Below are 20,708 nucleotides of genomic sequence, written 5' to 3' on the forward strand. Positions count from 1 at the left end.
ATTTTGGAAAGAATCCTATTCAAAACAAAGATGATTAAACCTTTTTCAAAACGATTTTTTCGTTCTGCTTTTCGATGATTTTTTGATAGTATTCTTTTAGCAAATCATAATTTTGAGCCTTAATAACTGATTCTCTTATTTGATGAACAACTGAAATCTGAATTTCATTATCAATAACTTTTGTTAAGAACTTAAATTTTGCAATATCCTCAATGATTGAAATCTCAATGGGATTTGGTACACTCTCAATACTATATCCTTCTGGAATTCTAACATTAATCTGATACTTATTTTCAAATGGAAAATCATACTCTATCGGATACTCTCTCGTTTCTTGTTTAAAAGGATTTTCTTTTAAAGCAAAAAACAACATAGGACTAAAGTAGATTTTATTATGAATTACTTCACATAAACTATTTCCAGAAAAGGAAAAATATTCTACTATTGGCTTTTGTAATTCATTTACATTTTCTCTATGATAATCCTTAATTTCTATCTTTCCACTTTCAATTTCTAATTTTTCTATATACGATTCTAAGTTTTCATTAGCCGCATAGTCTCGATATAACATTGCGTTGTGGTTATTTTGCTGTTGCTTTAATTTACCATTTACTACTCCATCAGGAGCTATCTCGAAATTCATTGAAGTAAATTTATAAGAACTTTCACTTTTTACTAAATTAATCTTTTGCGAGTTCCCTTTGTTTACAATTAAATACCCATACCAATTTATTACCCGAAGAGGCAAAATATTGGGCATACTATTATATTCAGAAGCATCTAATAAAAAAATTTTGTCAGGAGTTTTTACTGAAGAAATAACATAATCAAAAGCTGAAGTTACAGGAAAAGCTGCAATTCCGTTTTCACGAGTACTGCTAAGAACTAGATTTGCATCTAAGCCAGCATATTTTAGCATACTCGTAAGCAGTATATTAATATCTCCTATATTACCAGATTTAATTTTAAAAGCTTTTTTAATGCCATTTTCTGCTTCATAACCTAGATTACCATTCCACTTTATATTATTTTTTACATATGATAAAATAGCCATCATTTTTTCTTCTGGTGTAGATAGGGAAACAATTAAAGGTTTAATATCTTGTTCAAAAAAAGCGCTTTGGCTTAACTCTTTAGCAAATTCCAAATCATAAATTGACTGAAGTACTTTATTCCATTGTTCAGCCTCTTCTTTTTCATCCCTAATCTTAAAATCACTAGAGGCCATTTGCTGGATAAGACTAGAACAATAATCATTTACATTATTTACATAAATTTCATTCCTTAAAGCAGGTAAATTTTCAAGTATATAAGTTGTGTGTTTTTCTTTATACTCCTCAATTCTAAGAAGACTAGATATCTCTAAAGTAGCTTTCTTCTCCTTCAATTTTAAATCAATCTTCGGTGAAAAAAAACCTTTAGTTATAGTATTGTATATATAAAATTCTGGAATTATTGTTTTATATTCTGAATAATTAACTGGTATTTCCATTTGAAAATTCCAATCACGTGGACGTTTGTAAAAAGGAGTTTTTATAGAGTATTCGTATTCGATTACTGAACCCTCTTTTACATTGGGAAAAACTATGTTCTTTTGATTCCAAAACTTATTAATTCTATTATCAAAAGTAGCTTTATCATCCATTTTGGACTCTACAACTACTCCATTAACTAGGTTATAAGTTGAAGCTTTTATAAAAGATATTTCCTCCTTGACTTTTTCAGTAGCATATAGTTTAATTTTTTCAACACCCCATTGATATCCTTCTTTCTTATAAACTTTCAGTTTCATTTTAACTATGGTATTTAACATAAAACCGTGTTTTTGAGAAAGCATTAACTCCATTCTCCCTTTTTTAAACAAAACTGCGGCAACCGCAGAAGTATCTTTAGGATGCCTTTTTTCTTGAAGCTCTTCAACCGTAACTTTTCCTAATTGAAACTCTTGAGCTTTACCAATAATTGTAAAACTCAAGACAAATAACAATGTGACTATTTTTCTTATCATTAAGCTTTTCTCAAAACGATTTTTTCGTTCTGCTTTTCGATCATTTTTTGATAATAATCTTTTAGCATAGGATATAATGAAGCATCGACTAAGACTTTACTTATTTCATTGGTTATAACAATTTGAATATTTTGATTGACAACTTGTGCATTACAAGTAAACGACCCAATACCGTCTTGAGCCATAATTCTTAGAGGTGAAGGTAAAGATTCTACAACGTACCCTTCTGGAATTTCTAAATTAATCACATACTTATCTTGTTTGGGAAACCCAAAATATATTGGCATTTTTCTTTCTTCTGCTATAAATGGATTCTTCTGAGTCGTAAAAAACAGCAATGGGGAAATAAAAAATTTCCCTCCAATCCTATCAAAAGCATGTTCTATTTTAAAAGAATACGACTCTACAAGAGGCTTAGACAACTCTGTTTTTGCATTTTCTAAAGCATAGTCAATTATCTGTAAATCATTAAATTGATTTTCAAGTCTTTCTATATGTGCTTCATCACTTAGATGTGCATTTTTTTCCCTAAAACTAAGTGCTTCAAAATCGGTCTTTTGATTTCTCAAAGTCCCTTCAAGAACACCTTTAGCATCTAACTTCACATTTATTCCATACATATTCTTTGAGGTAGCTACATCTGTCATACTCACCTCGCTTGAAGTACCGTCAGATAAGACTTTTCTACCCGACCAATTGATTAATGAAAGTGGGTAAATATTAGGTATTGTAAATTTATTTGAGGCATCTAATAAATACATTTTCCCATCAACAAATGCCGAAACAATTACATAATTAAAGCCCGTTCTACCAGGAAAAACAGGAACACCATTATCCAAAGTACTAACCAAAACAGGATTCGCTTGAATTCCTGCGCTATTCAGCATATTAATCAGGATAAAATTTATTTCTGCAATATTTCCTGTTTGACTTTCATAGGCTTTTTTAACGCCTTTATCTGTATAAACTCCATATTTGTTATCCCAATTCATTCGGCCTTGAACATGCTTAAAAATAGCATCCATTTTTTCAATTCCGGTAGATTTTCCATTTAAACATTGTTGAAGATAAGGCGTAAAATAATCAGTAAGTTTTAGCTCTTCACCAAACTCTTTTTCTTTGTAAATAGTTTTAGCGACTCCCTCCCAAGTTACAGAATAATCCTTGTCTGGTTTATCAGTATAGCGAATTCTTTCCAACTCTTGTTGAATTGCAACTTTGTAATTATCGTGATTATCAACAAACTTTTCTGGATAAAAAGCAGAAATATCTTGAGCAGAAAATGTTGTATTTATTTGCTTATACCTCAAAGTAGCACTCTGTCCGAGTTCATCTTCATAATTGTTAGCCCCAGAAGACACATCATAGACAGTTTTGACCTCTTGTTTTCCTTTTAGAATACTTTTGTAAATATAGACCTCGGGTATTTGTGTTTTATAAACAAAACTATTCACTGGAATATCATACTGAAGTTCAATATCTGGGAACTTAAAAATATTCTCTGATTTGTGAATGTATTTAAACTCAATCACAGAACCTTCTTTTACATCAGGAAAAGTAATTGTAGCTTTTTTCCAATTTTTATTGATTTGCTCTTTGAAACTACCCTCATTATTCAATTTGGTTTTTAAGACTTTATTTTGATCCAAATTATAACTATAAGCCTCCGAAAATTTCACAATATCTGGTATATATTCTTTATACCCTACATAATAAGGTACTTCGAAGGTAGCCCATTTCAATCCTTCTTTTTTATAAATTTTGATGCGATATTGAATTTCATGATTTGCAATAAATCCCTCTTTGACTGTATAAGTAAAAAAAGTTCTCGCTTTTTTATACAAAACTGCAGCAGACGCTGAAGAATCTTTGGGATGTCTTTTCTCTTGAAGCTCTTCAAGCGTAACTTTCCCTAATTGAAAGTCTTGAGCTTTGCCATTTATTACAAAACTCAAAACAAATAATAATGTGACTATTTTTCTTATCATTAAGCTTTTTTCAAGACGATTTTTTCGTTTTCCTTTTCAATCATTTTTTGGTAGTATTCTTTTAGCAAATCATAATTTTGAGCCTTAATAACAGATTCATTGATTTGATGAACTACCGAAATCTGAATTTCATTATCAATTACTTTTGTTAAAAATTTAAATTTTGCAATATCTTCTATAATTGAAATCTCAATAGGCTTCGGAACACTCTCAATAGCATAGCCTTCTGGGATTTTAACATTAATCTGATACTTATTTTCAAATGGAAAATCGTACTCTATCGGATACCCTCTCTTTTCTTGTTTAAAAGGATTTTCCTTGAAAGCAAAAAATAACATTGGACTAAAGTAGATCTTATCATGGATTACTTCACATAAACTATTTCCCGAAAAGGAAAAATATTCTTCTATTGGCTTTTCTAATTCATTTATATTTTCTCTATGATAATCCTTAATTTCTATCTTTCCACTTTCAATTTCTAATTTTTCTATATACGATTCTAAGTTTTCATTAGCCGCATAGTCTCGATATAACATTGCGTTGTGGTTATTTTGCTGTTGCTTTAATTTACCATTTACTACTCCATCAGGAGCTATCTCGAAATTCATTGAAGTAAATTTATAAGAACTTTCACTTTTTACTAAATTAATCTTTTGCGAGTTCCCTTTGTTTACAATTAAATACCCATACCAATTTATTACCCGAAGAGGCAAAATATTGGGCATACTATTATATTCAGAAGCATCTAATAAAAAAATTTTGTCAGGAGTTTTTACTGAAGAAATAACATAATCAAAAGCTGAAGTTACAGGAAAAGCTGCAATTCCGTTTTCACGAGTACTGCTAAGAACTAGATTTGTATCTAAGCCAGTATATTTTAGCATAGCCGTAAGCATTACATTAATATCTCCTATATTACCAGATTTGTTTTTAAATGCTTTTTTAATACCATTTTCTACTTCATAACCTAGATTACCATTCCACTTTATATTATTTTTCACGTACGATAAAATAGCCATCATTTTTTCTTCTGGTGAAGTCAAGGAAACTATCAAAGGTTTAATATCCTGTTCAAAAAAAGCTTTTTGATTTAACTCTTTAGCAAATTCCAAATCATAAATTGATTGAAGTACTTTATTCCATTTTTCATCCACTTTTTTTTCATCCCCAATCTCAAAATCACTAGAAGTAATCTGCTGGATAAGACTGGAACAATAATCATTTACATTATTTACATAGATTTCATTTTTTAAAGCAGGTAAATTTTCAAGTGTATAAGTTGTTTGTTTTTCTTTATACTCTTCCATTCTAAAGAGATTAGAAATATCTAACGTAGCTTTCTTGTCTTTTATCTTTAAATCAATCTTCGGAGAAAAAAAACCTTTCGTTATCGTATTGTATATATAAAACTCTGGAATTATAGTTTTATATTCTGAATAATTAACTGGTATTTCCATTTGAAAATTCCAATCACGCGGACGTTTATAAAAAGGAGTTTTTATAGTGTATTCGTATTCAATTATAGAACCCTCTTTTACACTGGGAAAAACTATGTTCTTTTGATTCCAAAACTTATTAATTCTATAATCAAAAGTTGCTTTATCATCCATTTTAGACTCTTCAACTACCCCATTAACTAAGTTAAAAGTTGAAGCTTTTGAAAAAGATATTTCCTCCTTGACTTTTTCAGTGTCATATAGTTTAATTTTTTCAACACCCCATAGATATCCTTCTTTCTTATAAACTTTCAGTCTCATTTTAACAACAGTATTTAACAAAAAACCATGTTTTTGAGAAATAACCAACTCCATCCTCCCTTTTTTAAACAAAACTGCAGCCACCGCTGCCGTGTCTTTGGGATGCTGTTTTTCTTCAAGCTCTTCAATCGTAACTTTCCCTAATTGAAAGTCTTGAGCTTTGCCATTTATTGCAAAACTCAAGACAAATAATAATGTGACTATTTTTCTTATCATTAAGCTTTTTTCAAAACGATTTTTTCGTTTTCCTTTTCGATCATTTTTTGGTAATATTGTTTTAACATTTCATAATAATCCGAGGCTACAATAGACACTTTTATTTGATGCTGTACCGAAAGTTGAATCGTATTTCCTGAAACATTAGTCAAAAACTTGAAACCGCCTAAATCATCTTGCATAACCATATTTATTGGCTCAGGAACACTCTCTACCACATACCCATCAGGAATTTGAATATTTATATTGTATCTATCCATAAAAGGGAAACCATAATCTATTGGATATTCTCTGATTTCTTGTTTAAAAGGATTTTCTTTGTAGGTATAAAACAACAAGGGGTTAATGTAAATTTTATCTTGAATTACTTCACATAAATTAGACCCTGCAAAAGAAAAAGCTTCAGTTACTGGCAAATCCAACTCTTTTTCATTATTCCTTTTGTACTCATCAATTTCAATTTTTCCGTTTTCATTTTCTAATTTTTCCAAGTAGGCATCTTGATTTTCACCTTTTACCCGATTCCTAAATAACATTGCATTGTAATGACTTTGCAGTCTTTGTAATTTACCAGAAACTTTACCTGAGGGATCTACTGCATAACTCATAGACACTACATCATTAGAAGATGTTTTTGGCATCAAATCTACTTCAGAGGAAGATCCGTCTTTTCTAATTAAGCGTCCCATCCAATTCAAATCACGAGTAGGCAGTACATTAGGTATTGAATTAGCTTCTGTAGCATCTAATAACACCAATCCGTTAGGACTCTCTATAGCAGCAATTACATAATCAAAAGCTGTTCTACTTGGGAACAAAGCGATTCCATTATCTCTTGTACTCACCAAGACAGGATTGGCTTCTAAACCTGCGAAACGCAACATAGCGGTTAGCATCAAGTTAATATCCCCAACATTACCTGTTTTGTTTTTAAAGGCGGTTCTTACTCCTTGCTCACAATAGTATCCGCGAAATCCATTCCATTTTACATTATTCTTCACATAAGTAAAAATTGCAGCTATTTTTTCTTCTGGAGAATTTAAAGGAGTAATCAAAGCTTTTATTTCGTCTTCAAAATAGCCAGTTTTATTTAACTCTGAACCAAAATCTTCGTTTTGATAAATTGCCTTTGCTACATCAAGCCAATTGCTAGATAAATTTTTATAAGGTTGATTTGGATAACGAATGGAAGACAATTCATGACTCACGCTTGAAATATAATTGTTAATATTGTTTACAAAAGATTCTTCTTTTAGCGCCAGCAAATCCTTTGCAATATAAGATGTCAAAGTTTCTTCAAATTCTAATTTTTCTTGACTAGACGAAGCCCCATTCCTATTTGGATCAATTTCCGTTCTGTAAGTATAATTAATTGATTTTCTAGATTTCTCAACAGTTCGTAACGGCATTTGAGTTCCTTTCATGTTCGTATTATAAATGAAATACTCTGGAACAAATGTTTTAAACTCAGAGTAATTCACTGGAATACTTGCTTGAAAAGCCCAATCAGTAAGTTCTGCAATTCTTGGACTCTTCACGCGATAGGTATATTCGATGATAGACCCCTCACTCACATTTGGCATCGCTATTTTCTTTGAGCTCCAATATTTGTTTATTTTTTCTTCAAACACACCATCGCTCTTCAATTTAGTTTTTTCAACCTTTCCATTTACCAAGTTATAAGTAACCGCATCTGAAAAAAAAACTACTTCTTTTGAATTACTTACACTATAAAAATCAACTTTTTTATTTGCCCATTCATATCCTTCTTTTTTATAAATTTTAATTCGAGTAACCACTTCTGTCACCATAGTAAATCCCTGATCTTGATTGTACTCAAAATCAACCTTGCCCTTTTTAAAAAGTATAGCTGCAACAGCTGCTGAATCCTTAGGATGACGTTTCTCTTGTAATTCAGCTATGGTCACTTTACCCAATTCTAATTCTTGAGAGTAAACATTTATCTTAACCGATACAATTAAACAAATAATAAAACATTTAAAAAAATTCATAAATTAAAGGGTTTTGGTTAGAACTATTTTGGCATTATCGTTTTGACTCACTTGTTCCATAAAAAGACGGTACTCATCATACTCTTTGTTGGTATATTTCCCTGTATTGACCAACAAAACTCTTTTATAAATCAAAGTACGCTCCTCTTTTTTGACTAATGAAATAGAGTAAGTACCAAACTTGGTTTTGCTTTCAAAAGCAGGTGGAATAAATTCTAAAGTAAAATCTGAAGGTAAATGAATAGTAATTTCATCCTCATCATAAAAACCACGCGCAATTTCAAAAGGTGTTTTTCGATTTCTAATTCGTTTTACACCTCCTGAAAATCGATTAAAGGCGTTTACAGTTACCATCATCTTATCTCCAACAAAAGTGGCATACTTTTCGGCAGATAACTTGGCATTTTGCGTAAAACGAATCTCCTTTTTATTGTTCTCATGGGTGATCTTATCAATTTTTAAATTATTGATATCATCCCAAAACTCTTTATAATGCTTTTCTTTTTGATCTGGTTGCATGTGCTCGACTTGCTCCTTATCACCATACTGCGTTCCTTGGGAGATAATTTGAATCTCACCCGAAAAATCTCCAGTAGAAGTTATTGTATATCCCCCTTTACTCAATTGCGAATTCTCATTAGCTGAATATATTTTGGTATGAACAATTTGTCCGCCCTCAGGTTTGATAATCAAAACATCTCGGTCGTCTGTAAAATCGGCTTGATATCCAAAGGGATTGGTTTGACTGGTGCATTCTAACCAAGTATACTGATCACCAATAGGAATCGTCAAAATAATGTGATTGCCTTGCATCGAAACAAAATTAGCATCGATATTAATTCGCTTTCTATCGCCATATAAAATAGTATAATAAGAAGGAACATCAACTGCTTTTAACAAGGCTTGAGTATAATTGGTTAAAGCTTTACAATCTCCATAACCCAGCCTATCTACGTCTGAAGCTAGCATAGGTTTCCAACCTCCAATTCCGACTTGAATACTTATATAACGTACTTTTTGTTGTACAAATTCATATACTATTTTGGCCTTTTTTATAGGATCTTGCTCTGTTCCTACTAACTCTTTTATTTTAGCAACAGTTGTTGAAGGCAGATCAATTGTTCCTGACAAAATTTTGCCAGAATACCACTTACCAAAATCTTCCCACGTTTTGGCATTTCCATCAACCCCTTCGAGGTGGAAAGATTCTAATCCCATAATTACTCTCGGCAAGATATCATAAAAATAAGGGCTAAAATCCTCTGGTTTCATTGTTGCCAAATTTGAAGCAGTATAACTTAGCTGAGTGGCTGTGTCGAGTGTTTTTTGAATATTTTTGTTAGAAAAATTGCTTTCTTTTTTCTTAAAACCTAAGTTATTTGGAAAGGTTACATTCAAAACACTTTTTTCAACACTCAACAAATAATCAGGTAAGGGAAACCATTGTGGAATAAAAGCAGTAGTCGAAGTTTCTGTTTCACATTCAAAAACCATGGTAAACGGATAATTGATAGGTGTATACTCTAAATACAACACTCTGTTGTCCGAAAAAATTGTACCACCATCAACTGCGCTATGATCTTTGAAATCTTTTCTTTTGAACTTTTTCAGTTCATTTCCAGTAGCATCCACTATTCTTGCTTGTATGCTCGAAATACTAGTCGATTTATCATAATGAGCATAGGCATCCAAAGCACTCATTCCAGCTTCATTCAGTACAGTTACTACTCGTTTGGTTTTAATCACCATCTTCCTTTGAGAAAGAATATCAATAGTAAGTTCACCTAATCGAAGCACTGCATTCGCATTAGTTTTTAAACTATCTGGAATGGATGACACTTCATATTTAGCTTCTTGGGCTCGTACACAAAATGAAAAAATAAACAAAAAAACAAACGAAAACAACTTAAGATTCATAAAGTCAGATGGAGTTTGACAAATTAATAAAAAAATAAAAAGCCTCAACTATTTACAGTTGAAGCAAATGAATTTGTTTTTCTAACTTTAATTTGTGGTATTCAAATATATAGTAATTCTTATAATAAAAAAACAATTTACTCCCTGTTTTTTGAGTCAATTTGAATAGTTACAGGGCCATCATTTAACAACAAAACCTTCATATCAGCGCCAAAAATACCGGTGGGTACTTTTTTTCCCAATTTTAGTTCCAAAGCTTTTACAAAACGCTCATACATAGGAATAGCGATATCGGGTTTTGCGGCCTTGATATAAGAAGGGCGATTCCCTTTTTTGGTAGCTGCATGAAGCGTAAACTGACTGACCACAAGCACATCTCCTCCAACATCTTGAATAGAAAGATTCATTACCTCATTTTCATCACCAAAAATACGAAGCTGCGTAATTTTGGTCACTAACCAATCCATATCTTCTTGAGTATCGGCTTCTTCAATTCCAACAAAAACCAACAGCCCTTTTTGGATTTCGGCTACTACTTTGCTCTCAACTGTTACTGAGGCATTCGCTACTCTTTGGATTACGACTCTCATAGCCCCCTAACCCCCAAAGGGGGAATTAAAGTTGCAACTTACAAGTACAACTTGATTATTATTCATATAATGATTCATTTCTAAAATATATTTTAAAAAAAAACACTCATCAAAAGGAATTTTTACAAAGATTAGAGTTCCTCCTTTTGGGGGCTAGGGGCTTTACTCCCTCGTTTTATCACTAGCTTTTCTATCTTCATCATACGTATCAACACGGTAATGTTCATCATCACCTTCTAAGATTTTAAGGTAACTATTGTAACGCGACCAAGCGATTTCATCTTTTTCTAAAGCTGCTTTTATAGCACAATGCGGTTCTTCTTTATGCAAACAATTATTGAACTTGCATTGTTCTTTCAATCTAAAAAACTCAGGAAAATAATCGCTTATTTCTTGAGGTTCCATATCTACAATTCCAAATCCTTTGATACCCGGTGTATCAATAATACTAGCATCAAAAGACAAATCATACATCTCTGCAAAAGTAGTGGTATGCTGACCTTGCTTGCTTTGCTCGGAGATATTCTTGGTTTTCAAATCCAAGCTGGGCTCCAAAGCATTAACCAAAGTCGATTTACCTACACCCGAATGTCCCGAGAACATACTTGTTTTACCAATCATCAATTCCTTCAACGCTTCGACACCTTTACCTTCAGCAGCCGAAACACGCAAACATTGATACCCTATTTCCTGATAAACGTGCTGCATATACAATTGATCCTCTAAGGTAATATCGTCTAAAGTATCGATTTTATTAAAAACCAAAATAGTTTCAATACCATAGGCTTCGGCGGTAACCAAAAATCTATCGATAAAACTAAACGTAGTTGGAGGATTATTGATGGTAATCAACAGAAAAACACGGTCAATATTGGCCGCAATAATGTGCATTTGATGTGACAAATTCACTGATTTTCGAACAATGTAATTCTTACGGTCGTGAATATGATGAATAGTACCCGTAACGGTATCGGAAGTTTGTTCCAATTCATAATCTACTACATCGCCTACTGCAATGGGATTGGTACTTTTAATTCCTTTCATTCGGAACTTCCCTTTCATCCTGCACTCAATAAAATCGCCTTGATCGGATTTCACGGTGTACCAACTTCCTGTAGATTTATAAACGGTTCCTGTCATTTTCAGATTTTAGTTTTAAATGTTTGCAAAGATAATTGAATTTAGACGACTCATAACAAACAAAAATCCCAAAACAAAGGTCTTGGGATTTAAATCAGAAATTAAAAAAACTAAGCTTTATGAAATCCTTTTACGAATTCAATACTTTATCTTGTTTGCTGATACTTTCTTGGTGAATCGCTTTGAACATTTTTAAAACAAACTCTTCCGAAAGTCCTTTCTTTTCTCCTTCCAAAATCATTTTTCCTAAAATTTCATTCCAACGATTGTTTTGTAAAACCGCCACGTTCGCTTCTTTTTTCACCTGACCAATTTCTACGGCCACTTTCATTCTTTTACTCAAAAGCTCTAATAAATTAGCATCCAATACATCGATATTCGCTCTTAATTTACTCATTTTAGTCATAAACTCATCTGAAACATCGATTTGTTTTCTAACTCTCAAATCTTTGAAAATTTGTTTCAAAGCGTCTGGCGTAACTTGTTGTGCAGCATCACTCCAAGCATTATCAGGGTCAGTATGTGTTTCGATAATCATTCCGTCATAATTCAAATCCAAAGCTTCTTGCGTCACTTCAAGAATCATATCACGATTTCCTGTAATGTGAGAAGGGTCAATAATCAAAGGCAAATCTGGGAATTTGTTTTGCAATTCAATCGCAATTTGCCATTCTGGGATGTTTCTGTATTTTGTTTTTTCGTAAGTAGAAAAACCACGGTGAATCACCCCTAATTTTTCAATGCCAGCCATATGCAAACGCTCAACACCACCCAACCACAAAGCTAAATCTGGGTTCACTGGATTCTTAATCAAAACGATTTTGTCTGTCCCTTTCAAGGTATCTGCAATTTCTTGAACAGCAAACGGATTGGCAGTTGTACGTGCCCCAACCCATAAAACATCAATATCATTTTCTAAAGCCAATTTACAGTGAGCCGCAGTAGCCACTTCAGTCCCCATTAACAAACCTGTTTCTGCTTTGGCTTTTTTCAACCATTTCAATCCTATTTCTCCAACGCCTTCAAATCCACCTGGACGCGTTCTTGGTTTCCAAATTCCAGCTCTAAACACACTTACATCAGAATCTTTCAATTCGTGTGCAATTTTCAATACTTGCTCTTCTGTTTCGGCGCTACAAGGTCCTGCTATCACCAATGGATGCGTCAAATTGAACGCTTCCAACCAATTTCTCATTTCTTTCTTGTTTTCCATTTTTTTTAGTTTTTAAATCTTTAAAATTATTCTATAGTTTCTTGTGTTAATTCTGTTCTTCTCTACCTATTTTTTGGTATTCATCCCATTCAAAATGGCTTTAATTTTATTTACACTCTGCATTTCATCAAAAATAGCATCGTATTCTTCACTTTTCAATAAGTCTTTGAACTGCGTCAAATTAGCAATATACTCTTCCAAACTTTTCACTACGTGCTTTTTGTTTTGTTTAAAAATAGGCGTCCACATCGCTGGCGAACTCTTGGCCAAACGCACGGTGCTCTCAAAACCAGAACCCGCCATATCAAAAATATCTTGTTCGTCCTTCTCTTTATTGATAACCGTTTTCCCTAACATAAACGAACTAATGTGTGACAAATGCGATACGTAAGCAATGTGTTTATCGTGCGACTTCGGGTCCATATAACGAATGCGCATTCCTAATTCTTTGAACAATTCGATGGCTTTTTCTTGCAACTTAAAAGTCGTTTTCTCCACCTCACAAATAATATTCGTTTTCCCTTGAAACAATCCCTTTATAGCCGCTGATGGTCCCGAAAATTCCGTTCCAGCAATAGGATGCGTGGCAATATAATTTCTTCTTCTTGGATGATTCGCTACCGCCTCACAAATAGGCAATTTGGTAGAACCCACTTCAAAAACAATGGTGTTTTCGCCAATTTGGTCCAAAACTTCGGGCAACACTTGCAACGCCACATCCACAGGAACCGATACAATAACATAATCCGCATCGGCCAAATCCTGCATCGTAGCGGCTTTCTCCACAACCCCAAGCGCCATCGCCTCTTGCAGATGGGCTTCATTTTTATCCATTCCGTAAATAGTCGCTTCTGGGTGTAAGGCCTTTATATCCAACACCATCGAACCTCCAATCAAACCTATTCCTATTACGTGTATATTCATTATTATTTTTATTATTAGCTAATCCTGCTATCCGCTATATCTATTGTGGCGAACCCCGCCACAATAGGATGCCGCTACTATCAGGGCTAGGTATTATCTGCTAAAAACGACGAATCGCTTCTTCAATTTTTTCTTCTTTTACACACAAAGCAAATCGGATGTAGCCTTCGCCATTCGAACCAAAAATAGTTCCTGGCGTAATAAAGATGTATTTCTCATACAGTATCTTATCAATAAAATCCTCCGCCGATGTAATTCCTGCTGGAAGCTTCGCCCAAACAAACAATCCAACGCCTTCTTTGTACACCTCACAACCTAATTTCTCTGCCAATGCTTCGGTTAAAATTCTGCGTTTTGCGTAAATCGCATTCATTTCATCGAACCAAGAAGCGTCACTCTGCAAAGCTGCAATAGCCCCTTTTTGAATGCCATAAAACATTCCGCTATCCATATTACTTTTTACTTTCAATACCGCATCAATACAGGCAGCATTTCCAGAAACCATTCCTACACGCCATCCTGCCATATTAAAGGTTTTGGACAACGAATTCAACTCCAACGCTACTTCTTTTGCTCCTTCCACTTGCAACAAACTCATAGGTTGGTCATTCAAAACAAAACTATATGGATTATCATTGACCAATAGAATGTTGTGTTTTTTAGCAAAAGCCACCAGTTTTTCAAACAAAGCCAAATTCCCTCTGGCTCCTGTAGGCATATGCGGATACCCAATCCACATCAATTTTACTTTAGACAAATCCATTTTTTCCAAAGCCTCAAGATCTGGTTCCCAATTGGTGCTTTCCTTCAAGTCATAATATAGTGGCACAGCACCTACTAAGTTAGTCACAGAAGTATACGTCGGATACCCAGGATTTGGAATCAAAACACCATCCCCTTCATTCAAAAACGCTAATGAAATGTGCATAATTCCCTCTTTGGAACCCATCAAAGGCAAAATTTCAGTGATGGTATTTAGGGTCACTTGGTAATTACGCTCATAAAAATCAGCCATAGCTTGTCTTAATTCTGGCAAACCTTGATAGCTCTGATACTGATGTGCATTTTCGTCTTGCATCGCAGCAGTCATTGCGGCAATCACAGCAGGAGCAGGTTTTAAATCAGGACTACCAATTCCCATATTGATTACAGGTTTTCCTTCGGCGGCCAATTGGCGTACTTCTCTTAACTTTGAGGAGAAGTAATATTCTTCAACTATCGCTAAACGTTGGGCTGTTGTTATCATTTTTTTTAGCTTTATTCTAAATTGGAATTTTTTATTTTCTAGTTTGGAGATTCAAGTAATGGCTTGGTATTTTTATACTCACCCAGAACTTTAAAATAATGCGCCATAATCGAAACTAATGCTTTCGCCTTGGCGTAATCTTCATATTTTTCGAAAGTCACATCTACAAAAAAAGAATATTTCCAAGGTGTTTCTATTTTTGGCAAGGATTGTATTTTGGTTAAATTGAGTTTACAATCGCTCATCACATTTAAAACAGCCGCTAAACTTCCGCGTTTATGGTCCAATTCAAACTTGATGGAGGCTCTATTGATTTCGTCTTCGGAAACAAAAGAATTCTCTTTCTTGAGTATCACAAATCGAGTCATATTGTTGTCGATGGTTTGAATCGAAGGTGCTATAATCTCTAAATTATACATATCAGCAGCCGTTTCACTAGCGATTGCTGCAATTCCTTTGATTTGATTTTCGTGGATTCTGCGAGCTGTTTCCGCCGTATCTTTATCCTCAACTAATTTGATATTAGGGTATTTTTTTAAAAAGTCCATACATTGTAATAATGCCATCGGATGCGAATGTACTTCTTGAATATCCTCGATTTTCTGTCCAGGCAAAGCCATTAAATTTTGAATAATATCCAAATAATGTTCCCCTATAATGTGCAAATTATTCTTATCAATTAATGCATAATTTGGAATAATCGGTCCAGCAATGGAGTTCTCAATAGCCATTACCGCTTGATCACTATCCCCTCTCAACAAGCTATCCACTAATTCTTCAAAGGACAAGCATTCATCTACAGCCACATTTTGATAGAAATAATCTTTGGCCACTTGATGGTGAAACGACCCCTTTATTCCCTGAATTGCAATTTTTGTTCTCATATATTCAAAAAAAAATCCTGATTTTCATCAGGATTGTATTGTAGTTTTATTTGTTTCTTTTTGTCTTTCAAATAACCATAGCACAATCCTTACTTCTCAAAGAAGAAATAAAAAGTATAGCTAAAATAAAAACGGTTATTTAACATTTTCTGTTCTGATTTTCAATAAATACTTTGGCAAAGATAAAAACTTATTTTAATGTTGTCAAAAAAAACTAAACTAATACCTAACAAAAAAGGATTTCTTTGTGAAATAGATTTTCAATTAACAATTTAATAAAAAAGTTTATTACAAAGTCTGCTTTTTTATTGATACTCTTTGTAAATTGGATCTAAGAAAACTATTTTTTTATTTTTGGCACCCTTGAAGGGGTATCTTTTCCACTGATTATGGTTTGTGAACTGATGGCAATCGACTTAATAATCTCTGTCATATTATTCATATCTAAAGTACTCACTTCGTCACTCAATTTATGATAATTAGGTTCTATATCCATTTTAGAAGTAGAAATAGTATGAGCAGGAACCCCCAAAGCCGCTAACCTTGCATTGTCTGAACGGTAAAATAATTGTTCTTGCGGATACGGATCTTGATAGAAATTGAATCCTGAACCTACCAAATTCTTTTGCAAAATAGTTCCAAAATCAGAGCGCTCGAATCCTGTAATATAGGCTGAGTTCTTACCCCATTTACTATCCGTTCCAATCATTTCGATATTGAACATTGCTACCACTTCGTCTGCATTGATAGAATTCGAAAAAAAGGCAGAACCGTAGCCTCCTGTTTCTTCGCCCGTAAATGCTACAAAAATAAGTGTTCGTTCGTTGTCGTTTTTCTTTTTAAAATATTCTGCCAGAGTAATTACCGCTGTAATTCCAGAAGCGTCATCATTGGCACCATTAAAAATTTTGTCATCACCAGACTCTTTCATTCCTAAATGATCGAAATGTCCAGAAAAAATGACATACTCGTTGGGCTTTGATTTTCCTGGAATAATTCCAATTACATTATTGGCCTTTTTTCCTTTAATCAAAAAATCTTGACGATAGGATTGTAATTCTTTATAGTAAGTCAATCCAATTCGTTTGAACTCTGCTTCTATAAAAGCCGATGCTTTTTCTATACCTGGCGTAAACAAGGCACGCCCTTCCATTGCATCCGAAGCCAATTCCGTTTCTATTCGAGTAACCTCACTTTGTTGAATCCCACTTTGAGCATTAGCTATGAACCCAAAAAGCACCAACAATCCTAAACTAATTTTTTTCATTTTTTGTATGATTTGATTTAATTGATTTCATTTTCTCGTAAAAGCCATTTTTTACCTTCTACGATTCGAGTCACCATCATTGCCGATATTAAATCACCATTGGCATTGAGCAAAGTCGCTATGGGATCGACTAGTGTTCCAATAATCATAGCAGCGGGCAAGGCTTGTTCCATTGGAAAACCATAAATTGTAATGGCTAGTATTTCACCAATATAACCTCCGTTTGGAATCCCTCCTTCTACAACCGAAACAATAATAGTAATACCAATAGCTGTTAGAATCGTAATCGGATCCGTAAAATCCTTACCAAAAATAGCAAAAATCACCGCTATTTTTACAATAGACGACATACTAGAACCATCTTTATGCAAAGGCGCCCCCAAAGGAATTACTAAGTTTCGAATATAAGCAGGGATTTTCATTTGTGTAGCTCCTTCTAAATTGGCTGGAATTGTGGCAATACTACTACAAGTTCCTATTGCCGTAAAAGAAGGCGTGATATTGTTTTTCCAAAATACTTTCACCCCTAATAGACCTCCCGAGAAAAAAGCATAAATAGTAAAGAATACTACAAAATAGAAAGTACACATCCCATAATAAACAGCTAGTGGTTTCGCATAAGCTCCAAATAGCTGAGGACCAAAAACACCAACCTGATAAGCAAAATATGCCCCAAGCCCAATTGGAGCTCCTTTCATAATGATTACTAACAACTGTTTCATCACCTCATTTGCCGAATGCAAAAAACGAGCAAAATCTTTACCCTTTTCGCCAGCATTCAAAGTGGCAAAACCCATTAAAAAAGAAAAAAGAATCAAAGCCAACATGTTTTTACGAGATAAGATTTCATAAAAATCATTTACCGTAAGTAATTGTGTAATGGGTGAGCCCGAAGTGCTATCATGTGCAGATGTTATTGTCGTTTGCACCAAAAAAACAGCTTTATCAATTGGAAAAATAAAAACTCCCACCATCATAACTAATGCAGAAATAATAACCGTTAGTAAAAAAACTAGTAAAACGATTCCAAAGAGTTTTCCGAGTTTTTCGTTTTTTTGCAAAGTAGCAATAGAAGCTGCAATGGTAAAGAAAACCAATGGAATTATAGCTGTAAAAAGTAAATTAAGAAAGATATCACCCAACGGTTTTATTACCTCAACGTCTTTACCAAAAAGCAATCCAGCCATACTACCAAGTAGAATCCCACCCAAAAGCAATAGGATACTGCTGTAATTTTCTAAAAAAGAATTTGTTTTGTCTTCGCTCATAGCTATAAGTTTGAAGTAAATATAAAAATCTTAGTGCATTGGTAGGAATAAAACAGCGATAAATTGATATCCCGCAAAAAACAAAATACTTCAATATTTTTTTATACTACCCAAAGAAACTTCCATAGCTTGGTTTTTCTGTTTACTTTTGCAACAAAATCATTCTTATGTCTATAGAAGTTACAAATTTATCAAAAAGCTATGGTGCTCAAAAAGCATTAGACTCGATTACTTTTTCTGTAAAAAAAGGAGAAATCGTTGGTTTTCTTGGTCCAAATGGTGCTGGAAAATCTACTTTGATGAAAATATTGACCACTTACCTAGCGGCTGATGAAGGCGTAGCACTAGTAAATGATAAAAATGTTATTTCAGACACCAAAGAAGTCCAAAAAATCATTGGCTATTTACCAGAGCACAATCCGTTGTATTTGGATTTGTATGTTAGAGAATATCTGGCTTTCAACGCCGATGTGTACAAAGTACCCTCCTCTCGCATTCAAGAAGTAATTGAATTGACAGGATTAACTCCCGAAAGTCATAAAAAAATAGGACAACTCTCTAAAGGATATCGTCAGCGTGTGGGATTAGCCAATGCCTTATTGCACAATCCAGAAGTACTCATTCTTGACGAGCCTACTACTGGTTTAGATCCTAATCAATTGGTTGAAATTCGAAATGTGATTAAAAACGTAGGGAAAGACAAAACCGTTTTTCTGTCTACTCATATTATGCAAGAAGTAGAAGCGATTTGTGACCGTGTCATTATTATTGATAAAGGGAAAATTGTAGCTGACAAAAAATTAGAAGTTTTGATTGCAGCCGACAAAGAACAAGTCATTGAAGTAGAATTTGACTTAAAAGTAACCGAAGACCAAATCAATACCATTCCACATTTAAAATCATTCATCAAAAACAGTGATTATCTATGGGAACTGACCTTTTTGTCGAGTCAAGATATGCGTCCAACCGTATTTGATTTTGCCCACGACAACGGATTAAAAACCTTACAACTCAACCAGAAAAACAAAAACTTAGAAGCGGTATTCAGGGAGATTACGAAGTAGTGATTAGTTATCAGTACTTAGTAGTTAGTCATCAGTTATTAGTAATTAGTGAATAGCAAAGAACTAAGTACTGATCACTAAGGACTACCAAAATCTACAAACTATCTTTTATCGCTTGAATCCAATCGTCAATAGAAGTTTCGTTGGTATTGATTGCGACACTTTTTGCTCCATAAGGCGCATATTTATCTGTTTTGGTAACCGAAAACAAACCTACTACTGGTAATTGAGCGGCGCTAGCCAAGTGCATCATTCCGCTATCAGCGCCCACAAAAACAGCTGTGTTTTTAAAAAATGCTGTGATTTCTCTAATGTCTTTACTGTAATAGGTTGGCGCATCAAAATTTATTTGCGACACATTTTCTACAGGCAACACTTCCAAAATATTGTAGTCTGGAAACTCTTTTAAAATTCTTTCATAAAAAACGGCCCACCATTCCACCGAATAACATTTAGCACCCGTGGCAAAAGTGAAAAGACAGATTGTTTTTTTGGATGAAGGAACAATAGCGTCCAAAAGTGCTTTGCCTTTGGCTATTTCTTCAGGACTTAGTTGCAAAAGCAAATTAGGAATTGGAGTACTAGGCACTTTCATCCCTACCGAAGCAAGAAAATAACGCAGATCATACACAGGATATTTTGCAATATGAGTATAGTCAGAAAATTGACTTGAAAGATCGGTTGCTTGTTCCCCAAAACATTTGAATTTTGCATCTACAAGTTGAATAGACAAACGACCTGACGAAGAATTTTTATCTGCATTGATGGCTAAATCGTACTTGTCTTTCTTCAGTTTCAACCAGCCCTTCATATAGTTTCCCAATTCATCAAAATGTTTTTTAGGCAAACGAATAATCTGATTTAAAGCCGTAAAATTTTCAAAAACAATGGGACCAAGATTTCCTTTTATAAAAACATCAATAGTTGCATTCGGAAAAAGTGTTTGTACTTCTTGAACCAAAGGCGTAATTAATAATAAATTCCCTAAACGGTGATTGGGTCTCGAAATCAAGACTCTTTTAACTTGTAAGGGATCAATTGTTCCTTTATTAACATTCGAAGAATTACCTAAACCACTTGTTAGGCTTTGCATAACGCTTCTTCTTATCCTATTGATTTTTATTTTTAGACTCATTGAGTGCATATTTTATTTAGAAAACAATGTTAGTTTAAATTGAAATACTAGCCATATCAACTACAAAACTACAAAAATA

The 20,708-nt window shown here is 33.7% G+C and carries 15 protein-coding genes; 1 reads left to right on the forward strand and 14 read right to left on the reverse strand.

Features of this window, described 5'->3' with window-relative positions; translation table 11 throughout:
* Positions 1-34: 34 nt before the first annotated feature.
* The 13 genes from WFZ86_RS05195 to WFZ86_RS05255 form a co-directional block, all read right to left on the reverse strand.
* Positions 35-2,008 (reverse strand): transglutaminase domain-containing protein, encoded by a 1,974-nt coding sequence (locus tag WFZ86_RS05195; RefSeq protein ID WP_342690954.1) that lies wholly within the window; start codon positions 2,006-2,008, stop codon positions 35-37.
* Positions 2,008-3,996 carry a DUF3857 domain-containing protein gene (locus WFZ86_RS05200; RefSeq protein WP_342690955.1) on the reverse strand — a complete coding sequence of 663 codons (1,989 nt, stop codon included), beginning with the start codon at positions 3,994-3,996 and terminating at the stop codon, positions 2,008-2,010. The genes WFZ86_RS05195 and WFZ86_RS05200 overlap by 1 nt, the downstream gene beginning before the upstream one ends.
* A complete protein-coding gene (locus WFZ86_RS05205; protein WP_342690956.1) occupies positions 3,996-5,969 on the reverse strand; it encodes a transglutaminase domain-containing protein in 1,974 nt (657 codons plus the stop codon). Before WFZ86_RS05205 ends, WFZ86_RS05200 begins: the two co-directional genes overlap by 1 nt.
* The gene (locus WFZ86_RS05210) at positions 5,969-7,981 is read right to left on the reverse strand and encodes a transglutaminase family protein (RefSeq protein WP_342690957.1); all 2,013 of its coding nucleotides are present in this window, start codon (positions 7,979-7,981) and stop codon (positions 5,969-5,971) included. Before WFZ86_RS05210 ends, WFZ86_RS05205 begins: the two co-directional genes overlap by 1 nt.
* 3 nt (positions 7,982-7,984) lie before the next feature.
* The gene (locus WFZ86_RS05215) at positions 7,985-9,898 is read right to left on the reverse strand and encodes a DUF3857 domain-containing protein (protein WP_342690958.1); all 1,914 of its coding nucleotides are present in this window, start codon (positions 9,896-9,898) and stop codon (positions 7,985-7,987) included.
* Between the two features lie 137 nt (positions 9,899-10,035).
* The gene (dtd, locus tag WFZ86_RS05220) at positions 10,036-10,488 is read right to left on the reverse strand and encodes a D-aminoacyl-tRNA deacylase (protein ID WP_342690959.1); all 453 of its coding nucleotides are present in this window, start codon (positions 10,486-10,488) and stop codon (positions 10,036-10,038) included.
* A gap of 162 nt (positions 10,489-10,650) precedes the next feature.
* On the reverse strand, positions 10,651-11,628 hold the full coding sequence (gene rsgA, locus WFZ86_RS05225) for a ribosome small subunit-dependent GTPase A (RefSeq protein WP_342690960.1): 978 nt from the start codon (positions 11,626-11,628) through the stop codon (positions 10,651-10,653).
* A 130-nt stretch (positions 11,629-11,758) separates the two neighbouring features.
* Positions 11,759-12,841 carry a bifunctional 3-deoxy-7-phosphoheptulonate synthase/chorismate mutase type II gene (locus WFZ86_RS05230; RefSeq protein ID WP_159687631.1) on the reverse strand — a complete coding sequence of 361 codons (1,083 nt, stop codon included), beginning with the start codon at positions 12,839-12,841 and terminating at the stop codon, positions 11,759-11,761.
* A gap of 66 nt (positions 12,842-12,907) precedes the next feature.
* Positions 12,908-13,765, reverse strand: coding sequence for a prephenate dehydrogenase (locus tag WFZ86_RS05235; protein WP_342690961.1), 858 nt, complete (start codon positions 13,763-13,765; stop codon positions 12,908-12,910).
* Positions 13,766-13,865: 100 nt separating this feature from the next.
* A complete protein-coding gene (locus tag WFZ86_RS05240) occupies positions 13,866-15,011 on the reverse strand; it encodes a pyridoxal phosphate-dependent aminotransferase (protein WP_342690962.1) in 1,146 nt (381 codons plus the stop codon).
* A gap of 38 nt (positions 15,012-15,049) precedes the next feature.
* A complete protein-coding gene (locus tag WFZ86_RS05245; RefSeq protein ID WP_342690963.1) occupies positions 15,050-15,895 on the reverse strand; it encodes a prephenate dehydratase in 846 nt (281 codons plus the stop codon).
* A 340-nt stretch (positions 15,896-16,235) separates the two neighbouring features.
* Positions 16,236-17,162 carry a M28 family peptidase gene (locus tag WFZ86_RS05250; protein ID WP_342690964.1) on the reverse strand — a complete coding sequence of 309 codons (927 nt, stop codon included), beginning with the start codon at positions 17,160-17,162 and terminating at the stop codon, positions 16,236-16,238.
* 17 nt (positions 17,163-17,179) lie between these two features.
* Entirely contained in the window at positions 17,180-18,430 is a 1,251-nt protein-coding gene (locus tag WFZ86_RS05255) for a dicarboxylate/amino acid:cation symporter (protein ID WP_342690965.1), read from the reverse strand.
* A 167-nt stretch (positions 18,431-18,597) separates the two neighbouring features.
* Between WFZ86_RS05255 and gldA the strand changes: the two genes are divergently transcribed.
* Entirely contained in the window at positions 18,598-19,494 is an 897-nt protein-coding gene (gldA, locus tag WFZ86_RS05260) for a gliding motility-associated ABC transporter ATP-binding subunit GldA (RefSeq protein ID WP_159687650.1), read from the forward strand.
* 94 nt (positions 19,495-19,588) lie between these two features.
* Here the strand turns inward: gldA and WFZ86_RS05265 are convergent, their stop codons facing one another.
* On the reverse strand, positions 19,589-20,629 hold the full coding sequence (locus WFZ86_RS05265; RefSeq protein WP_342690966.1) for a glycosyltransferase family 9 protein: 1,041 nt from the start codon (positions 20,627-20,629) through the stop codon (positions 19,589-19,591).
* Positions 20,630-20,708: the final 79 nt, after the last annotated feature.

The sequence above is a fragment of the Flavobacterium polysaccharolyticum genome (assembly GCF_038739875.1).
Classification (GTDB): domain Bacteria; phylum Bacteroidota; class Bacteroidia; order Flavobacteriales; family Flavobacteriaceae; genus Flavobacterium; species Flavobacterium polysaccharolyticum.

Coding starts and splice junctions, on each gene's coding strand:
- WFZ86_RS05265 (WP_342690966.1), bottom strand. CDS start 20,629: ATGAGTCTAAAAATAAAAATCAATAGGATAAGAAGAAGCGTTATGCAA.
- WFZ86_RS05200 (WP_342690955.1), bottom strand. CDS start 3,996: ATGATAAGAAAAATAGTCACATTATTATTTGTTTTGAGTTTTGTAATA.
- WFZ86_RS05245 (WP_342690963.1), bottom strand. CDS start 15,895: ATGAGAACAAAAATTGCAATTCAGGGAATAAAGGGGTCGTTTCACCAT.
- gldA (WP_159687650.1), top strand. CDS start 18,598: ATGTCTATAGAAGTTACAAATTTATCAAAAAGCTATGGTGCTCAAAAA.
- WFZ86_RS05235 (WP_342690961.1), bottom strand. CDS start 13,765: ATGAATATACACGTAATAGGAATAGGTTTGATTGGAGGTTCGATGGTG.
- WFZ86_RS05205 (WP_342690956.1), bottom strand. CDS start 5,969: ATGATAAGAAAAATAGTCACATTATTATTTGTCTTGAGTTTTGCAATA.
- WFZ86_RS05240 (WP_342690962.1), bottom strand. CDS start 15,011: ATGATAACAACAGCCCAACGTTTAGCGATAGTTGAAGAATATTACTTC.
- dtd (WP_342690959.1), bottom strand. CDS start 10,488: ATGAGAGTCGTAATCCAAAGAGTAGCGAATGCCTCAGTAACAGTTGAG.
- WFZ86_RS05230 (WP_159687631.1), bottom strand. CDS start 12,841: ATGGAAAACAAGAAAGAAATGAGAAATTGGTTGGAAGCGTTCAATTTG.
- WFZ86_RS05210 (WP_342690957.1), bottom strand. CDS start 7,981: ATGAATTTTTTTAAATGTTTTATTATTTGTTTAATTGTATCGGTTAAG.
- WFZ86_RS05215 (WP_342690958.1), bottom strand. CDS start 9,898: ATGAATCTTAAGTTGTTTTCGTTTGTTTTTTTGTTTATTTTTTCATTT.
- WFZ86_RS05250 (WP_342690964.1), bottom strand. CDS start 17,162: ATGAAAAAAATTAGTTTAGGATTGTTGGTGCTTTTTGGGTTCATAGCT.
- WFZ86_RS05255 (WP_342690965.1), bottom strand. CDS start 18,430: ATGAGCGAAGACAAAACAAATTCTTTTTTAGAAAATTACAGCAGTATC.
- rsgA (WP_342690960.1), bottom strand. CDS start 11,628: ATGACAGGAACCGTTTATAAATCTACAGGAAGTTGGTACACCGTGAAA.
- WFZ86_RS05195 (WP_342690954.1), bottom strand. CDS start 2,008: ATGATAAGAAAAATAGTCACATTGTTATTTGTCTTGAGTTTTACAATT.